The 15501-nt window shown below is 61.2% G+C and carries 16 protein-coding genes and 2 pseudogenes; 9 read left to right on the forward strand and 9 right to left on the reverse strand.

The features are described 5' to 3' along the window. Positions 1–54: 54 nt before the first annotated feature. The 9 genes and pseudogenes from PKKP23_RS11025 to PKKP23_RS11065 all read left to right on the forward strand — a co-directional run bounded on the left by PKKP23_RS11025 (position 55) and on the right by PKKP23_RS11065 (position 9622). Entirely contained in the window at positions 55–1947 is a 1893-nt protein-coding gene (locus tag PKKP23_RS11025) for a dipeptide ABC transporter ATP-binding protein (protein WP_240658911.1), read from the forward strand. A gap of 29 nt (positions 1948–1976) precedes the next feature. After that, the gene (gene gsiB, locus PKKP23_RS11030; RefSeq protein WP_126876884.1) at positions 1977–3524 is read left to right on the forward strand and encodes a glutathione ABC transporter substrate-binding protein GsiB; all 1548 of its coding nucleotides are present in this window, start codon (positions 1977–1979) and stop codon (positions 3522–3524) included. Positions 3525–3593: 69 nt separating this feature from the next. Then, a complete protein-coding gene (gene gsiC / locus PKKP23_RS11035) occupies positions 3594–4514 on the forward strand; it encodes a glutathione ABC transporter permease GsiC (RefSeq protein WP_042300294.1) in 921 nt (306 codons plus the stop codon). A 17-nt stretch (positions 4515–4531) separates the two neighbouring features. Continuing rightward, positions 4532–5431 carry a glutathione ABC transporter permease GsiD gene (gene gsiD / locus PKKP23_RS11040; RefSeq protein WP_126876885.1) on the forward strand — a complete coding sequence of 300 codons (900 nt, stop codon included), beginning with the start codon at positions 4532–4534 and terminating at the stop codon, positions 5429–5431. A 37-nt stretch (positions 5432–5468) separates the two neighbouring features. Next, positions 5469–6590, forward strand: coding sequence for a DmpA family aminopeptidase (locus PKKP23_RS11045; RefSeq protein ID WP_126876886.1), 1122 nt, complete (start codon positions 5469–5471; stop codon positions 6588–6590). Then, complete coding sequence (locus PKKP23_RS11050; RefSeq protein ID WP_126876887.1) at positions 6587–7405, forward strand: M55 family metallopeptidase; 819 nt, start codon at positions 6587–6589, stop codon at positions 7403–7405. The genes PKKP23_RS11045 and PKKP23_RS11050 overlap by 4 nt, the downstream gene beginning before the upstream one ends. A gap of 66 nt (positions 7406–7471) precedes the next feature. Further along, entirely contained in the window at positions 7472–7765 is a 294-nt protein-coding gene (locus PKKP23_RS11055; RefSeq protein ID WP_338120146.1) for an ESPR-type extended signal peptide-containing protein, read from the forward strand. Positions 7766–7915: 150 nt separating this feature from the next. Continuing rightward, a pseudogene (locus tag PKKP23_RS11060) lies at positions 7916–8275 on the forward strand (transposase); the annotation flags it as partial. A 471-nt stretch (positions 8276–8746) separates the two neighbouring features. Next, a complete protein-coding gene (locus PKKP23_RS11065) occupies positions 8747–9622 on the forward strand; it encodes a lipid A biosynthesis lauroyl acyltransferase (RefSeq protein WP_026121083.1) in 876 nt (291 codons plus the stop codon). A 506-nt stretch (positions 9623–10128) separates the two neighbouring features. On the opposite strand, the gene PKKP23_RS11075 is transcribed toward PKKP23_RS11065, so the two are convergent. From PKKP23_RS11075 to PKKP23_RS34495, 9 genes and pseudogenes are all read right to left on the reverse strand, one after another. Continuing rightward, complete coding sequence (locus PKKP23_RS11075) at positions 10129–10860, reverse strand: trypsin-like peptidase domain-containing protein (protein ID WP_017773008.1); 732 nt, start codon at positions 10858–10860, stop codon at positions 10129–10131. A 79-nt stretch (positions 10861–10939) separates the two neighbouring features. Beyond that, positions 10940–11212 carry a DUF6723 family protein gene (locus PKKP23_RS34920; protein ID WP_126876889.1) on the reverse strand — a complete coding sequence of 91 codons (273 nt, stop codon included), beginning with the start codon at positions 11210–11212 and terminating at the stop codon, positions 10940–10942. Continuing rightward, positions 11209–11493, reverse strand: a complete 285-nt coding sequence (locus PKKP23_RS11085) for a hypothetical protein (RefSeq protein ID WP_026121086.1) — start codon at positions 11491–11493, stop codon at positions 11209–11211. The genes PKKP23_RS34920 and PKKP23_RS11085 overlap by 4 nt, the downstream gene beginning before the upstream one ends. Before the next feature lie 574 nt (positions 11494–12067). Beyond that, positions 12068–12694: pseudogene (locus PKKP23_RS11090) on the reverse strand (tyrosine-type recombinase/integrase). Positions 12695–12911: 217 nt separating this feature from the next. Then, positions 12912–13124, reverse strand: a complete 213-nt coding sequence (gene rpsU / locus PKKP23_RS11095) for a 30S ribosomal protein S21 (RefSeq protein ID WP_017773013.1) — start codon at positions 13122–13124, stop codon at positions 12912–12914. A 194-nt stretch (positions 13125–13318) separates the two neighbouring features. Next, positions 13319–13543, reverse strand: coding sequence for a hypothetical protein (locus PKKP23_RS11100; RefSeq protein ID WP_126876890.1), 225 nt, complete (start codon positions 13541–13543; stop codon positions 13319–13321). A gap of 277 nt (positions 13544–13820) precedes the next feature. Then, positions 13821–14024: a cold-shock protein gene (locus PKKP23_RS11105; RefSeq protein WP_017773014.1), complete on the reverse strand. Its 204-nt coding sequence runs from the start codon at positions 14022–14024 to the stop codon at positions 13821–13823. A 691-nt stretch (positions 14025–14715) separates the two neighbouring features. Continuing rightward, positions 14716–14973, reverse strand: coding sequence for a hypothetical protein (locus PKKP23_RS11110; protein WP_017773015.1), 258 nt, complete (start codon positions 14971–14973; stop codon positions 14716–14718). Between the two features lie 18 nt (positions 14974–14991). Beyond that, on the reverse strand, positions 14992–15501 hold a 510-nt coding region (locus PKKP23_RS34495), incomplete at its 5' end, for a hypothetical protein (RefSeq protein ID WP_240658905.1).

Genomic DNA, 15501 nt, shown 5'->3' on the forward strand with positions numbered 1-15501 from the left:
GGCCAAGGGCGTTCGCGGTGCGAAGGCCCGGCTCTTTTCGGCGGAAGAAAGATGATGAGCGAGAAAGTTGCCGCCTTCGCGGACATGGCGTCCGAGCGGGTCGTACAGGTTGAAGATCTGAGCGTCGAGTTCAGAGGATCGGAACGTACGGTCGAAGCAGTCAAGCATCTTTCGTTTCATGTCGATCGCGGCGAGACGCTGGCGATCGTCGGTGAATCGGGCTCAGGCAAATCGGTGACGTCGCTCGCGCTGATGCGGCTCGTCGAGTACGGCGGCGGCCGTATCACCGGCGGTCGCCTTGGATTTCGCCGGCGGGGCGGACAGACGGTCGACATCGCGCAGTGCTCGGGGCAACAGATGCGCGCGATGCGCGGCGCCGATCTCGCGATGATCTTTCAGGAGCCGATGACGTCGCTCAATCCGGTCTTTCCGGTGGGCGAGCAAATCGCCGAATCGATCCGCCTGCACCAGGGGCTCGGTGTCGCCGAGGCGCGTGCGCAAGCGCTGCGCATGCTCGATCAGGTGCGTATCCCCGACGCGCGAAACGTGCTTGGACGCTATCCGCACCAACTGTCGGGCGGGATGCGCCAGCGCGTGATGATCGCGATGGCGCTCGCCTGCAAGCCGGCGCTTCTGATCGCGGACGAGCCCACCACGGCACTGGACGTGACGGTGCAGGCGCAGATCCTTCAATTGATCCGCGAACTGCAGCGCGAGATGCAGATGGGCGTCATGTTCATCACGCACGACATGGGTGTAGTGGCCGAGGTCGCCGACCGCGTGCTCGTGATGCTGCGCGGCGAGGCCGTCGAGGCGGGCGCGTCGCAGCAAATCTTCGATACGCCTTCTCACGTCTATACGCGTGCGCTGCTCGCAGCGGTGCCGCGGCTCGGATCGATGCGAGGAACGGATTTGCCGGCCCGCTTTCCGCTGCTCGCAGGCACGGATGTCGCGCCGATTCAGGCGGCCGCGCCGAGCGCTCGCAGCGCCCTCGACACCAAGGCGCAGGAGCGCGAGCCGATCCTGAGCGTGCGCGAGTTGACTACGCGCTTCGATATCCATACCGGACTTCTGAGCCGCGTCACGCGTCGTGTGCACGCGGTGGAGAAAATCAGTTTCGATCTGCATCGCGGCGAGACGCTGTCGTTGGTGGGTGAATCGGGCTGCGGCAAATCGACGACGGGCCGCTCGCTGCTGCAACTCGTCAAGAGCCAGAGCGGCCACATCCTGTTCGACGGTCAGGACATCAGCCGCTTGCACGGCGACGCGCTGCGCGATCTGCGCCGTCATATCCAATTCGTGTTTCAAGACCCGTTGGCCTCGCTCGACCCGCGGTTGACGGTCGGCTACTCGATCATGGAGCCGATGCGCATTCATCGGCTTTACCCGGCGGGCGAGGCGGAAGCGCGCATGCGTTATCTGCTCGAGCGAGTCGGCTTGCCCGCCGATGCCGCGCAGCGCTATCCGCACGAGTTCTCGGGCGGCCAGCGTCAGCGGATTTGCATCGCGCGAGCGCTGGCTACCAACCCGAAGGTCGTGATCGCCGACGAATCGGTCTCGGCGCTCGACGTCTCCATTCAAGCGCAGATCGTGAACCTGCTGATCGATCTTCAGCGCGAGATGGGCATGGCGCTGTTGTTCATCTCGCACGACATGGCCGTCGTGGAGCGGATCAGTCACCGGGTGGCGGTTATGTATCTCGGCCAGATCGTCGAGATCGGCTCGCGCCGCGACATTTTCGAGAATCCGCAGCATCCCTATACGAAGCGGTTGATGGCCGCGGTGCCGGTCGCGGACCCGCAGCGGCGCCACCTCGACCGCAAGCTGTCGTCGGGCGAGATCCCGAGCCCGATCCGCGACGTCGGCGACGAGCCTGTCGTCGTACCGCTCAAGCAAATCGACCGAGACCACTATGTCGCGCAGCACGCCATTGCCGCGCAGTTTTGATGTACCCACCCGCAACGAGGAGTAGAACCATGCGAACGTTTCGCGCCACACAATGGATTGGGGCCATTGCGCTGGCCTTTGGGGTTTTCACCGCGCCGTTGGCGATGGCCGCGAAAGACGTGACCATCGCGGTACCGGTCTCGCTCGATTCGCTGGATCCGTACAACACGAATCAGACGCTTGCACAGGCGGTCGGCAAGTCGTACTACGAGGGGTTGTTCGGCTTCGACAGGAACCTCAAGGTCCAGCCGCTGCTTGCGGAAAGCTACACGGCGAGTGCGGACGGTCTCAGCTATACGTTCAAGCTGCGTCAGGGGGTGAAGTTTCAGGACGGGACAGACTTCAATGCCGAGGCGGTCAAGGCTAATCTCGACCGCGTGCTCGACAAGAGCAACGGGCTGGCGCGTTACAACCAGTTCAACCGCATCAAGTCGGTGACCGTGCTGGACCCGTATACGGTCAAGATCGAACTCAACGAGCCGTTCTCCGCCCTGATCAATGCGCTTGCGCATCCGTCCGCGATGATGATCTCGCCGGCCGCGCTGAAGAAGTGGGGTAAAGACATTGCGCTCCATCCGGTCGGCACGGGCCCGTTCGAGTTCGTCGAATGGAAGCCGGCCGAGTACGTGAAGGTGAAGAAGTTCGACGGCTATTGGCGTAAAGGCTATCCGAAGATCGACACGCTGACCTTCCGCACGGTGACCGACAACAACACCCGCGCGGCGGTCGTGCAGACGGGCGAGGCGCAATTCGCTTATCCGGTACCGTACGAGCAAGCGGGTCTGCTCAAGGCGAACCCGAAGCTCGAGCTGGTTGCGAGTCCGTCGATCAAGACGCGCTACATATCGATGAATACGTTGCAAAAGCCGTTCGACGATGTACGGGTGCGCGAAGCCGTCAACTATGCGATCAACAAGGACGCGCTGGCGAAGGTCGCATTCGCCGGCTACGCGTTCCCGGCGCAGGGTGTGGTGCCGCAAGGCGTGGCGTTCGCAGAGAAGATGGCGCCGTGGCCATACGATCCCGCAAAGGCGCGCGAACTTCTTCAGGAGGCGGGATACCCGGCGGGTTTCTCGACAACGCTATGGTCGGGCTATAACGACGGCACGTCGGCGAAGGTCGTGCAGTTTCTGCAGCAGCAATTGGCGCAAGTCGGCATCAAGGCCACGATCGAATTGCTCGAGTCGGGCCAGAACGTGCAGCGCGTCCAGACAGTGAAGGATCCGAAAACCGCGGCGGTACGCATGTACTACGGCGGCTGGTCGGCTTCGACGGGTGAAGCCGACTGGGCGCTGCGTCCGTTGCTGACCACCAACGCCTGGCCGCCCGTGTTCTACAACACGGCGTACTACTCGAACAAGGACGTCGACAAGGATGTGTCCGACGCGTTGCTGATCACCGATGCCGCGAAGCGGCAGCAGCTCTACGCCGATGCGCAGCAGCGCGTCTGGAAGGATGCGCCATGGGCGTTCCTCACCACGGATCGCAACCTGTCGGTCGAGAACAAGCGCCTGACAGGTTTTTATGCCATGCCAGACGGTTCGTTCAACTTCAGCGACGTCGATCTGACGCAATAAGCGGATCGCGCATCCGGTATCGGAGCGCGGGCGGGTCCGCCCGTTCGCGCTCGTCAACACGGACTTGCCATGTTTGTCTATATCGCCAGGCGGCTCCTCGGGGCCGTCCCGACTCTGGTGTTCGTCGCGGTCGCCGTGTTTCTGTTCGTGCACGTGTTGCCCGGCGACCCTGCCCGGCTCGCGGCCGGGCCCGAAGCGGACGAAGCGACCGTCACTCTGGTGCGCCACCAACTCGGTCTCGACCTGCCGATGCCGAAACAGTTCGTACGCTACTTCGATCACGCACTGCACGGCGATCTGGGCCAGTCGCTGCGGACGAAGCGCCCGGTCTCGCTCGAGATCGCCGACCGCTTCATGCCCACTTTCATTCTGACGATCACCAGCATGCTGTGGTCGGTCGTATTCGGGCTCGTGGTCGGTATCGTATCGGCGGTCTGGCGCAATCGCGCACCGGACGCGGTCGGCATGACGCTCGCCGTCTCGGGCATCTCGTTCCCGGCGTTCGCGCTCGGCATGGTGCTGATGCAGATCTTCTCGGTTCAACTCGGCTGGCTGCCGTCGATTGGCGCCGGCTCATGGCAGCACTACATCCTGCCGTCGATCACGCTCGGCGCCGGTGTGGCGGCGGTCATGGCGCGCTTCACGCGTGCCGCGTTCGTCGAAGTCATGCAGGAAGACTATGTGCGCACGGCGCGGGCCAAGGGGTTGTCCGAGTGGTTCGTCGTCGTCAAGCATACGTTCCGCAACGCGCTGATTCCGGTCGTCACGATGATGGGCCTGCAGTTCGGCTTTTTGCTGGGCGGCTCGATCGTCGTGGAAGCGGTCTTCGCATGGCCGGGTATGGGCAGCCTGCTCGTCGATTCGGTGAACATGCGCGACTACCCGGTGATCCAGGGGCTGATTCTTCTGTTCTCCGTCGAGTTCATCGTGATCAATATCGTGGTGGACGTGCTGTACGGATTGATCAATCCGACCATCCATTATCAGTAAGAGCGAGGGGAGTCGCCATGAATCGAATCGAAGCCCCGGCGTTGCGCGTCAACATCGCGCCGGCGGGCCGTGTGCGTACGCCAGTTCGCGAGTTCTGGCGCAAGTTTCGCAAGCAGAAGCTGGCGATGTGGGCCGGCGTGTTCGTGCTGCTGCTCGTGCTCGTCGCGATCGCCGCGCCGTGGATCGTGCCGTTCGATCCGGAAACTTATTTCGACTACGACGCGCTGAACGCCGGTCCGTCGTGGCTGCACTGGATGGGCGTGGATGCGCTCGGACGCGATGAGTTCAGCCGTATCGTGATGGGCTCGCGCATCTCGCTGGCCGCGGGCTTCGTCTCCGTGGCGCTCGGTGCCGTCGTCGGCACGGTCATGGGCTTGCTGGCGGGATACTACGAAGGCTGGTGGGACCGTATCGCGATGCGGGTATCGGACGTGCTGCTGGCCTTTCCCGGCATTCTGCTTGCGATCGGCGTGGTCGCGGTGCTGGGCTCGAGCATGGTCAACGTGATCATCGCGGTTGCGGTATTCAGCGTGCCGGCGTTTGCGCGGCTCGTGCGCGCGAGCACGCTGTCGATCAAGCACATGCTTTACATCGAGGCGATGCGCAGCATCGGCGCCTCGGACTTTGTGATTCTGTTTCGGCACATTCTGCCCGGTACGATTTCGCCGATCGTCGTGTACGGGACGATGCGCATCGGCACGTCGATCATCACCGCAGCGAGCTTGTCGTTCCTCGGCATGGGCGCGCAACCGCCGACGCCGGAGTGGGGCGCGATGCTCAACGATGCGCGCTCGGACATGATGCTCGCGCCGCACGTGGCGATTTTTCCCGCGGTGGCGATCTTCCTGACCGTGCTGGCCTTCAATCTGCTCGGGGATGGTCTGCGCGACGCGCTCGACCCCAAGCTCGACCGGTGACGCGAACCGGTACCCGCGATTCAACCTAAGGTATCGAATGCCTGTACAGCAAGCCGGTGTGCCCGGCGCAGTCGCTGCAGAAGCCGTTCCACGGATCGGTGTTCTGCCGTCGGGGCAGCGCGATCTCATCAGCGACGTGCCCGGCGTGACGGTCGGCCACGCGACGCTCGACGACGGGGACATTCAAACCGGCGTCACCGTCGTCATGCCCCATGACGGCGACACGTTCCTCCGAAAGACGCCGGCGGCCGCGGCGGTCATCAACGGCTTCGGCAAAAGCATCGGACTCGTGCAACTGCAGGAGCTAGGCGTGCTCGAAACGCCGATCGCGCTCACGAATACGTTTTCCGTGGGCGCCATCGCCGCGTCTCAGATACGCGCGGCGATAAACTGCCATCCGGAGATCGGCCGGCAATGGGCTACCGTCAATCCGTTCGTGTTCGAGTGCAACGATGGCCATCTGAACGATATCCAGGCGATGGCGGTGTCGGCCGAACACTATACGAAGGCTTGCCACGAGGCGACGGCCGAGTTCGCTCAAGGCTCCGTGGGAGCGGGGCGAGGGATGTCGATGTTCGGCTTCAAGGGCGGCGTGGGTTCCGCCTCGCGCATCGCCACGTTGACGGACGGGCAACGATATGTGCTGGGCGCACTGGTGCTGGCCAACTTTGGGCGCATCGAGAACCTCACGGTGGCCGGGCAGCCGCTCGGGCGCCGCATCGTCGCGCAAGGATCCCGCGCGGACAGCGCACGCGCCGAGCCGGAGAAAGGCTCCATCATCATGATCGTCGCGACCGATGCGCCGCTCGACGTCCGGCAGCTGGAGCGCCTGGCGAAGCGCTCGGCGGCCGGGCTCGCACGCACGGGTTCGGTGTATGGCCATGGCAGCGGCGATATCGCGCTCGCGTTCAGCTCGGCGTGGCAAGTCCCGCATCTCGCGAGCGAGCCGATGCCCGCCGTGCAGATGGTGCACGAATCGATGCTCGATCCGCTGTTCGACGCCTGCGCGGAAGCGGTCGAGCAGGCGATCGTCCATGCGCTGTGGCGTGCCACGACCGTGACCGGGCGCGATGGACATCGACGCGAAGCCATCGTCGATGCGGTACCGAACTGGCGCACGCTACTGGCGGCTGCGCATTCAAGCGAGCAATCATCGTGAAGATCTTGATTTCCACCGATATCGAAGGCGTGGCCGGCGTCACCCACGTCGAGCAAACGCGCAGCGGCAACGCCGAGTACGAGCGGGCGCGAGCCTGGATGACCGACGAGGCGAATGCGGCGATCCGCGGCGCATTCGCAGGCGGCGCGACCGAGGTCCTCGTCAACGATTCGCACGGCGGCTTTCGTAATCTGCTGCTTGACCGGCTCGACGTGCGCGCGCAAACCATCACCGGCAAGCCGCGTTACCTCGGGATGATGGCGGGCGTTGAGCAGGATTGCGATGCCGTTTATATGGTCGGCTATCACGCGCGGTCGCAAACCACCGGCGTGCTGGCGCATACGATCAATAGCTTTGCGTTCAGAAGCGTGCGAGTGAATGCCGAGGAGTTCGGGGAGGCCGGTCTATACGGTGCGTTGGCCGGGGAGTTTGGCGTGCCGGTGGCGCTGCTCTCAGGCGACGATGTCTTTCTGGCCGAAACGGCGCCGATTTTTCCCGGGGCGGTCGGCGTGGAAACGAAGCGGGCTTACGGCAACGCAGCGTGCACGAGCGTCGCGCCGTCGCGCGCCTGCGCGCTGATCGAAGAGGCGGCGCGACGTGCCGTATCCGATGCGAGGGAATTGCTGCCGTTCAGGATCGACGCGCCGTTGGAATGCGAGTTGGCCACGCAGACGCCGGGACAGGCGGATTTGTTTTGCCAATGGCCGGACATGCGGCGCGTCGACGGCAGCACACTGCGCTTTGGCGCGGACAGTATGCAGTCGCTGGTGCGGGTGCTCAACTGTCTGTCCGCCATGTCGTTCATGTTGCGCTGAGGCAGGGGGCGCCCCCTTCCACACTGGCTTCCACCGCCACACGCAACGATCTGACATATCTACAGGCTGGTGTTCAGCCGGCTACGGAGCATGCTGGTCGCCGTTGAGGAAACCGCCACGTCGGCGGGCAAGGCAGGTCAGGGGGAAACGAAGGCGGAACGTCCGTCCATGAAGGCGGCCGCAGGCGCCGCCATCTCGCTGTTCGCGATGCGTCATGCCGCATTCGGCGCGCTGATGCTCGCGGGCGTGGTGCCGGTCGCGCTCGCGCAGATCGTGCCGACGCCGGGCACCAGCACGCATGTGAAACGAGCGGAAGCTCGATGCATCATTGTTCGGCCCGTCTGTAACCTTGAGGGGTAGTGAACCTGTTGTGCGACCAGCAGTAGCCTGGGAAGACATGCGTCACTGGCAACGGTGGGGTATGACGCTCTTCTGACAACGTAGCCCTCGATAAGAGCACTCGTACGTTGTGAGATGTGCGCGTGGAAACTCCCAGCAGCAGTAGGGGGTGAGCATGACATGAATCTGCGGGTGTACTGGCCCAGCGCCTGTCCTCAATGCCATTTCAAGGAGCGATGTTCGCCCGCCGACCATCGCCGCATCCGACGATGGGAGCATGAACATATCCTGGAAGCCATGCAGCGCCGGCTGGACCGGAAACCTGATGCAATGACCATCCGCAGAAGTACCGTCGAGCAGGTCTTTGGCACACTCAAGTACTGGATGGGTTACACGCACTTCCTGACCCGAATGCTTGGGCGGGCGAGCACCGAAATGAGCCTCCAGGTGCTGGCCTACAACCTCAAGCGCGTCATGAATATACTTGGGGTTGAGCGGATGGTGAAGGCCATGGGGATGGCGGGAAGCTGAGGCTCGGAAGAGCCTTTTTATGACCAGCGATGCCGGCACGACTGTCAGGCTATAAAGCCCGGTCGACCACGCCAAAGTCGCGGACCTCAATGCGCAAAATTGGTTTCCACACGACCTGGACCCGTTGCCGCCGTTCACTGTCTGCCACGATTGAGGTCTCCTTTCGGCGTGGAAGTGCCGTTCGCACAACCGTTGCCAGCAGCAACTTACTTCGAGCTGTGAAACCGGGTCGTCGTCGCCGGCGTCGACGATTCACGACCAGAATTGTTGAAGTGAGTCGCATCTGAGCCGCCTGCTACACTGCCTAACTCGCAAGTCGTCCCTGTAGTCCAATGATCGCAACCTGGGCTATGTAGTCCGTAGTTAGTAGCTTGAGCGAAAACATTTCCATGACGCGGCGACGACCCGAAAGTTCGCCTGCATGGCGTTCGGCGGCGCTTTCCAAACCTTACCATCCAGAGGGGACAATCTTTGAACCGCCTCGGTTTTGTGCTTATCGTGGCGTTACTGCGCACGCTTTCCGTCCTTCCTTACAAATTCGTCGCAAGGCTCGGGATGATTGTCGGCACTGCGCTGTATGCGGTTCCGAGCCGCCGCAAGCATATCGTCCTGGTGAACTTGCGTCTTTGCTTCCCCGAGAAGACCAGCAGCGAACACCAGAAACTCGCAAGAGGTCACTTCCGCCACGTTGTTCGCAGTTATCTCGAGCGAGGCATCCAGTGGTTTGGCAGTGCGCAGTCGATCCGGGATATCGTGCAGATCGAAAGCAAAATTGATCTCGACGACGACGCCGCTCCGCCCACCATCTTCATGGGGTTTCACTTCGTAGGCATTGAGGTTGGTTGCATGCTCTACTCGACGCGCCTCCCGGTTGCCTCGCTGTACACACGTATGTCAAGCGCGGCCCTATGTGCGCTGGCCAAGCGCCAACGCGGCCGATTCGGGGCAGAGATGATCGAACGCGCGACCAGCGCTAAAAAGATCGTGGGATTGTTGCGTTCCGGCAAACCCGTCATGCTCGCGGCGGACATGGACCAGGGTGTCGACAACTCTGTTTTCGTCCCTTTCTTCGGCGTTCCCGCCTGTACGCTAACAGCCATTTCGCGTCTCGCGAGACTGGGGCACGCGCGGGTTGTTCCGTTCGTGACCGAGGTACTCCCGAACTATCAAGGGTATAAGTTGACGATTTTCGAGCCGCTCGCGGACTTCCCATCGGGGAGCGATGTGGTCGACGCACGCCGCATGAATGCGTTTCTTGAGGAGCAGGTCGTTAAGTTTCCCGAACAGTATTACTGGGTGCACCGGCGCTTCAAGCACCGACCACCTGGTATGGCATCGGTATATTGAACGGTTCGGCAGGTCAAGGAGCCTGACCGAAGGGGCGGACCGAAGATTGCGTATGTTGCGGGCATCATAGCCGCGAGCTATTCGATCGCATTCCAGATCAATCTGCTGTCGTTGAGCGCCGCAGTCTAAGCCGCTCTCGCCGGGGCGCAGGGCCGAGGTTCCGCGATACGCAGCGCATAAACGCGTGCCTTCATCCCCTGATCGCGTCAGAACGCTAAAGGTTGGCGAGCAATGCGAGTTGATGCCCGGTCTCGCAACCTTTCACCAGTGAGTAAGAGCACAAACACTTCCGCTCGTCGGACGAGAACCCATACCCCCGGGAAAAGCTATCCCAACGCGCGTCGTCGATCGACATCGGCTTGCCGTGCGCGCGTGCGAACCAGTTCATCATGCGACTCGCCTGGCGGTTAATCAACGCGCGCTCCCTGTCCAGAACGTACGATTCGTGTCCGGCGCGAAGAACAAGATAGTGAGGAATCTGGTGCGTTTCGCCACTCCGTGGGCCGTCAGCGTTCAGTGAGCTTCATCAGTATGTCTGCATACCACGCGCAGTTCAGGCCAAGCGCCTCGTCATGCTCAGCGTCGCGCGCACCGATATCGAAGCGAGTCGAATGGACGCCGAGCAGCGTCCAGTGCAGTCCATCGTCGTGCATATTCAACTGTCCGCTGTCTGCCATGACAACAGGGGCTCCGCTGGTTCCTCGATGCGTTCGCGCATCGGTAAGAAATTGCCCTTTCCCCTGGAATCTCAAGCCGAACGAAGACGCCACAACAGCGTGCCGGACCACCGGCAGATGGTGAAGCGAATCATGAAAACCAAGCGGATACCCCACCACGAGAAGCGGGCTGCCAATCTCAACGGCCTTGTCCAGGTCCGGCAGGTGCGCAGGGGTGAAGGTCCGATAAGTCATCGTATCCGGCAACGCCGATTTCTGCAGCTCCACAGCAGCCACATCAATCGCACCACCTGCATCGCAGCCTTGTCGCCAGACGGCTCGCTGGTCGACATAAAGCGGTACTGAAAACCAGGTGGAAGCACCGAGGTTCGCCGGATCGATGTGCAGTTCGATTTCGATGCGGTCCGGGAAATGGGCGCTCGGCTCGTCAATGAGGACGTGCCGGCTCGTCACGAAGAATAGCCGCTTCTCGCGGGCAAAAAAGAAGCCGCTCGCGCTCGTCATCATCGCATCCTGCGAGAACGTATGCACGCGGGTAGCTGTTAGCAGTATTGAATCCATGAACCTTGCCACCCATTTGGCCACACGTCGATGCAGCCCATTAAGCGTACGCGGCGGCGCTCGACGGTGGGCCGTCAGATTACTCCGGAATCGCAATATCGCCGTTGACGAGTTGCCAGCCGTAGACCTCGGCGAAGTTCTTCGCGCTCTGCGGATCCTCGCATAGGGGCATGTCTGGGCAACCGCGAAACGGATAGATCACCCGCTTGTCGGAAAGACGAATCACCTTCAAGGACGGAATAATGCCACCCATCGTCCGACGAAACGAAGCGGTGACCGCATAGTTCTCCGCGCCAGGGTTATCTTGCTGGATTCGCGTCTTCTCGATTCCACGGTCTTGCGGCCCCCTCATAGATCGCGCACGGACTGCCCGTCGACCTGTCCATCAATCAAGCGCTCCGCATAGCCGTTGGATGCCCTTCGCGCCTCGCCCGCATCGCTAAACGGCGCACGACGTGGAATCCGAAATACGCGGCTGGCCGTCAGTGTGTCGTCGGTGCCTCGGCGGCATATCCTGACGGCAGCGTCAAAGCCGGCATCGTAGTCGAATGAGCCAACGGCTCCCCGGGGAATGCGGGAATAGACGAGGGGATAGATCTCCAACCCTCTGTAAGTTCTGACGTACTCGCTCATGATGAAGTCCAAAAGTGTGAGCCCGACGAGAAATAGCCGGGAACCGCCCAGCGTGTGGGAAATGGGCGATTGCTGCAAATGAAATGGCGGCGCACAGCGTGCCGCAGAGCTCGGGATGGTGCGACTATCGCAGCGACGCAGCTAGCGGAATCGGCGTCCGGAGAGGGAATATCGCTTCCTCTGGAACGAGGAGAGAGCTGACCAGCAGTAGACGGGAATCAAGTGCCCCCGTGGAACGCAAACTCCGAGGGACGATGGACATGACAGAAGCCTGGAACTGACGCAATCAGTGTACCACCCGGCCTGCTAGTAGGCCGCCCCTTTTATTGAGCGTCAGACCAGGCACCGGTGATCCCTGGCTTCGGATTAGCATCGTAGTCCGACGGACATGCCGCTCGCGACCGCGGCCGATGGTTATCGTACGAAATCAACTTCGATGACTAACCGATGTTAGCCCTGGCTTGCCAACGTCTGCCGCCAGAGGCACCCGCGCATTGGAATGCCCGCGCGAAAGCGAAGGCAAATGACCCTTGATGGCCCGGCAGCGACCCGACGCCGTCCGGCCTAGGGCCCCTCACACGTCGGTTTGCTCAACCATCTCGAGTGCATCATCGACCTCAATTCCGAGGTATCGAACCGTGCTCTCTAGCTTCGTGTGTCCGAGCAGTAACTGCACTGCCCTCAGATTTTTCGTGCGACGGTAAATCAGCGAAGCCTTGGTCCGGCGCATCGTATGCGCTCCGTAAGCTGCAACATCCAGTCCGATCGCTCGTATCCAGCGATGGACCCGTCGAGCGTATTGTCGGGTCGACAGGTGCGGCGATTCGTGGATGCGACCCGGAAACAGATCGTCGCCGCGCGAAAGCGCCGCGGCTCGCATCCACGCCTCTACGCTCGTACGTGTCTGCCCGGTGATCTCGAACTGTACCGGCCGCTGCGTCTTCTGCTACGTGATCGTCGTCCGCGCTGCGACGCGCGAGCCCAGGCATATGTCCGAGACTCGCAACCGCGTGAAATCGCACCCTCGTAGCTTGCTGTCGATCGCAAGATTGAATAATGCCAGGTCTCGCGTCTTTCCGGCGAGCTGTAAGCGGATACGAATCGCCCAGATCTCTCTGAGCTTAAGTGGTGACTTCTGGCCCGTCAGTCTTCCCTCGTTCCACGGCACGCGCCGCGCGCTGCCGACACCAATGGCTTCCATGACGATTCTCCTTTCGACGGAAGGAGAGTCAGTCTGCGCCGATCAGCGGCGGACGGAAGTCCGACCCAAAACGGTCTGCCAATCGCAGAAAATCAAGCGGCTGGTGTACGAGCGTAACCGGCCGTCTGTACCGGTTCCCCATGCAAAGGTTGGCCGAGACAGCGGGCCGCAAACCAGATGTCCGCTAGAGCATGGCTGGCTGCCTGGCAGTTGCCAGTCAGTACTGCTTTTTCGGCGGCAACGACCGTTTGATCTGCTTGCGCAGGCGTGCCACTGCAGCAGCCTTTTGGCGTTTGCGTTCTGCGGTAGGTTTTTCATAGGCTGTCCGGGCGCGGAGTTCCGGAATCAAGCCGGTGCGCTCGATCGCACGACGGAAACGGCGTAATGCAACTTCCACGGGCTCGTCGGGTTTCAGAATTACGGTCGTCAATTTGTTCCCTGGTTGAAATCTGGCTGCCTGATGAGCGGCGATATGGCTCGCGCACAGCGTCGCGGCACAGGTAAGAGCCACAGCCGACGGTTGCGTATCGCGTCTCCACGATAACGAAATGCCTCTCTCCGTTCATGCTTACGCCCGCCCGGGCGCCTCAGGCGCATTGCATGTTTCGGGCCGAGGCGTCGACTTTAACCGCGCGTGTCGACCCAGTTGCGTGCCCAGTGATTTGAGTGCCGCAACGCCAGCTCTTCGCTCCTGAAGTAATCGAGCGAATAAAACCAGTAGCGGCCTTCAGCCCGAGCACTATCGATGCGCTCGAGCAGCACGTTGGATGAAAAGCTACCGTCAGGCAAACGATGCGCCGAAGGTTGAACGGCATAACCATTGTATTGGTGAATCTGTTTTCTCTGCATTTTAGTTCTAGTAATACTGGAGTGCGCACGTACCGTGCGAACAGTGCACGGGTGCGCCGGTTCGAAGCCATTCGAGCCGAGTTCAGATGCAATCGAAAAACGAAAAGTGGCTTTGAAGCCTGAGGAAAGATTGCGGTGCAACGAGGGGCGTAGGGCGTCTGGCGAACTGTGCAATAGACAGATGCCAGACAGGAGCGATGGCGCCAACTGAGGGCGATGAAGCTCCGAGGGTGCTGCTGCAACCCGGCATCCGTCGCGGGAGGCCGGGCCTCCAACTTTACATCGGCTTGATGTTAGCCGCTTGCAGCCCCTTCGGGCCTTGCTTCGTTTCGAAGCTCACCTTCTGATTTTCAGCCAGCGTCTTGAAGCCGTCGCCCCTGATTTCGGAGAAGTGCGCGAACAGGTCGTCGCCACCTTTGTCCGGGGTGATGAAGCCAAAGCCTTTGCTGTCGTTGAACCACTTAACGGTACCGGTATCCATGAGGAATCCTTGAAGAAAAATACGAAGATTTGCCCTATAAAGAGCGCGTGAAGCTTCAAGGAGAGAGAGGACAACGAATACCGCTGAGGAGCGAGCAATTGATGAACAGCAATCGAACTTCTTGAACTTCGAACGGCAGAGTACGCGCCGGACGGATCAGCGTCAATACTTATCTTGTAACTGTTTCACCCCGGCGGTTGCTCTGCGGACGAAGCGATGCAACTTAGTTGTGCCCGGCACCTGAGAGTGCCCCGTCTGGCCGCGGGGGCGGCCTGGCACAACCCGATGGTGACACCGGACGTGCGGCAATGGAATCGAACAAAGGGACTGCACAGCGCCCACCCAGATTCGGCTCAAATCAGCGGATTGACTGGCCGCTCCCAAGGCACAGCGCACACCGGAATGGCCGGGCTGCGCTCGCTTCCTGGCCGACTGTTGCCCGACACCGGGCATGACGATCGCCTACAGAGCGACGCTCGTGCAAATGGAATGGGCCGACCCGCTTTGGCCGTTTAGTTCCACTTCGATGGACCTCCGGCATTAACAAACTCAACGGCCATTGAGGAATGCGAACATACAGTGTTCACACCGGGTTGCAGATGGGGCAATGCGGCAGCCTCGTGTCATTTCGGCGTCTGACGAAGCTGCAATTGGCAACATCTCCGTGCAACGGTGGGCACCCACGCTCCCGTCAGTCAATGGGATCTCCGTCCACGATGGCCACTCCAAGAAGCACGTCAATTGCAGCTCGCCCGGCGGCTTCAGCGATGAGATACGCCCAGCGGCGTGTATAGGGGCCGTTGTGCAGCGAAATCTTGTCTCCGCTCCTACCCACGACGCGAAGGTTTTCTCCACCCTTGATCTGAAACGTGACGTCGTAAAGATCCACTGAGGACTGACTCAGTTCAACATGAATCTCAAATCCACGGTACGCGATCATCCGATACATCAGGCGCTCCGTTGGGGGTCAGAGGTCAGCCAGCAATCTGAGCTGGTGTTCGCTTTCGGCGCCACAAACAAGTGCGTACGCTCGCACTTCGGCCCGCTCGGCGGGCGAGATGGATTCCGAGCCGAAAAAGTCGTTCCATTCGTCGTTCGCAATCGAAGTGAGGGCGCCGCGAGTTCTTGCGAACGCATGCAGGAGACGGCTTGCTTCGCGGCGCAAAACACGGCGCTCAGCGTTCAGCACATACGGTTGGCAGCCCGTACGAAGCACGAGGTAATGCGGAATCACATCGAGGTCAATTTGCAAGGCCGATACCGGTCTGTAGAGCCCATGCGCTCGGTTCACCGCTTCGCTGTGCGGACCACCGCTCTCCACGGGAAAGATGCGAAGCGACGCTCTCCGACGAGCTATCGTTGAAAGTGGTGTACGCGGCGTAGGGAAGAGGCAGGAGAAGGCGGTGGCGATTGAAGGAGAATGTTGCTTCTCACGGTAACACTTCCACAATCGAACTCCACCACCATGGCGAAACAT

This window comes from Paraburkholderia kururiensis JCM 10599 = LMG 19447, from assembly GCF_003986935.1.
Classification (GTDB): Bacteria; Pseudomonadota; Gammaproteobacteria; order Burkholderiales; family Burkholderiaceae; genus Paraburkholderia; species Paraburkholderia kururiensis.

Bases quoted from the DNA above. Each gene is read 5' to 3' on its own strand.
- PKKP23_RS11025 (WP_240658911.1), top strand. From the start codon at position 55: ATGAGCGAGAAAGTTGCCGCCTTCGCGGACATGGCGTCCGAGCGGGTC.
- gsiB (WP_126876884.1), top strand. From the start codon at position 1,977: ATGCGAACGTTTCGCGCCACACAATGGATTGGGGCCATTGCGCTGGCC.
- gsiC (WP_042300294.1), top strand. From the start codon at position 3,594: ATGTTTGTCTATATCGCCAGGCGGCTCCTCGGGGCCGTCCCGACTCTG.
- gsiD (WP_126876885.1), top strand. From the start codon at position 4,532: ATGAATCGAATCGAAGCCCCGGCGTTGCGCGTCAACATCGCGCCGGCG.
- PKKP23_RS11045 (WP_126876886.1), top strand. From the start codon at position 5,469: ATGCCTGTACAGCAAGCCGGTGTGCCCGGCGCAGTCGCTGCAGAAGCC.
- PKKP23_RS11075 (WP_017773008.1), bottom strand. From the start codon at position 10,860: ATGGATTCAATACTGCTAACAGCTACCCGCGTGCATACGTTCTCGCAG.
- PKKP23_RS34920 (WP_126876889.1), bottom strand. From the start codon at position 11,212: ATGAGGGGGCCGCAAGACCGTGGAATCGAGAAGACGCGAATCCAGCAA.
- PKKP23_RS11085 (WP_026121086.1), bottom strand. From the start codon at position 11,493: ATGAGCGAGTACGTCAGAACTTACAGAGGGTTGGAGATCTATCCCCTC.
- PKKP23_RS11100 (WP_126876890.1), bottom strand. From the start codon at position 13,543: ATGCAGAGAAAACAGATTCACCAATACAATGGTTATGCCGTTCAACCT.
- PKKP23_RS11105 (WP_017773014.1), bottom strand. From the start codon at position 14,024: ATGGATACCGGTACCGTTAAGTGGTTCAACGACAGCAAAGGCTTTGGC.
- PKKP23_RS11110 (WP_017773015.1), bottom strand. From the start codon at position 14,973: ATGTATCGGATGATCGCGTACCGTGGATTTGAGATTCATGTTGAACTG.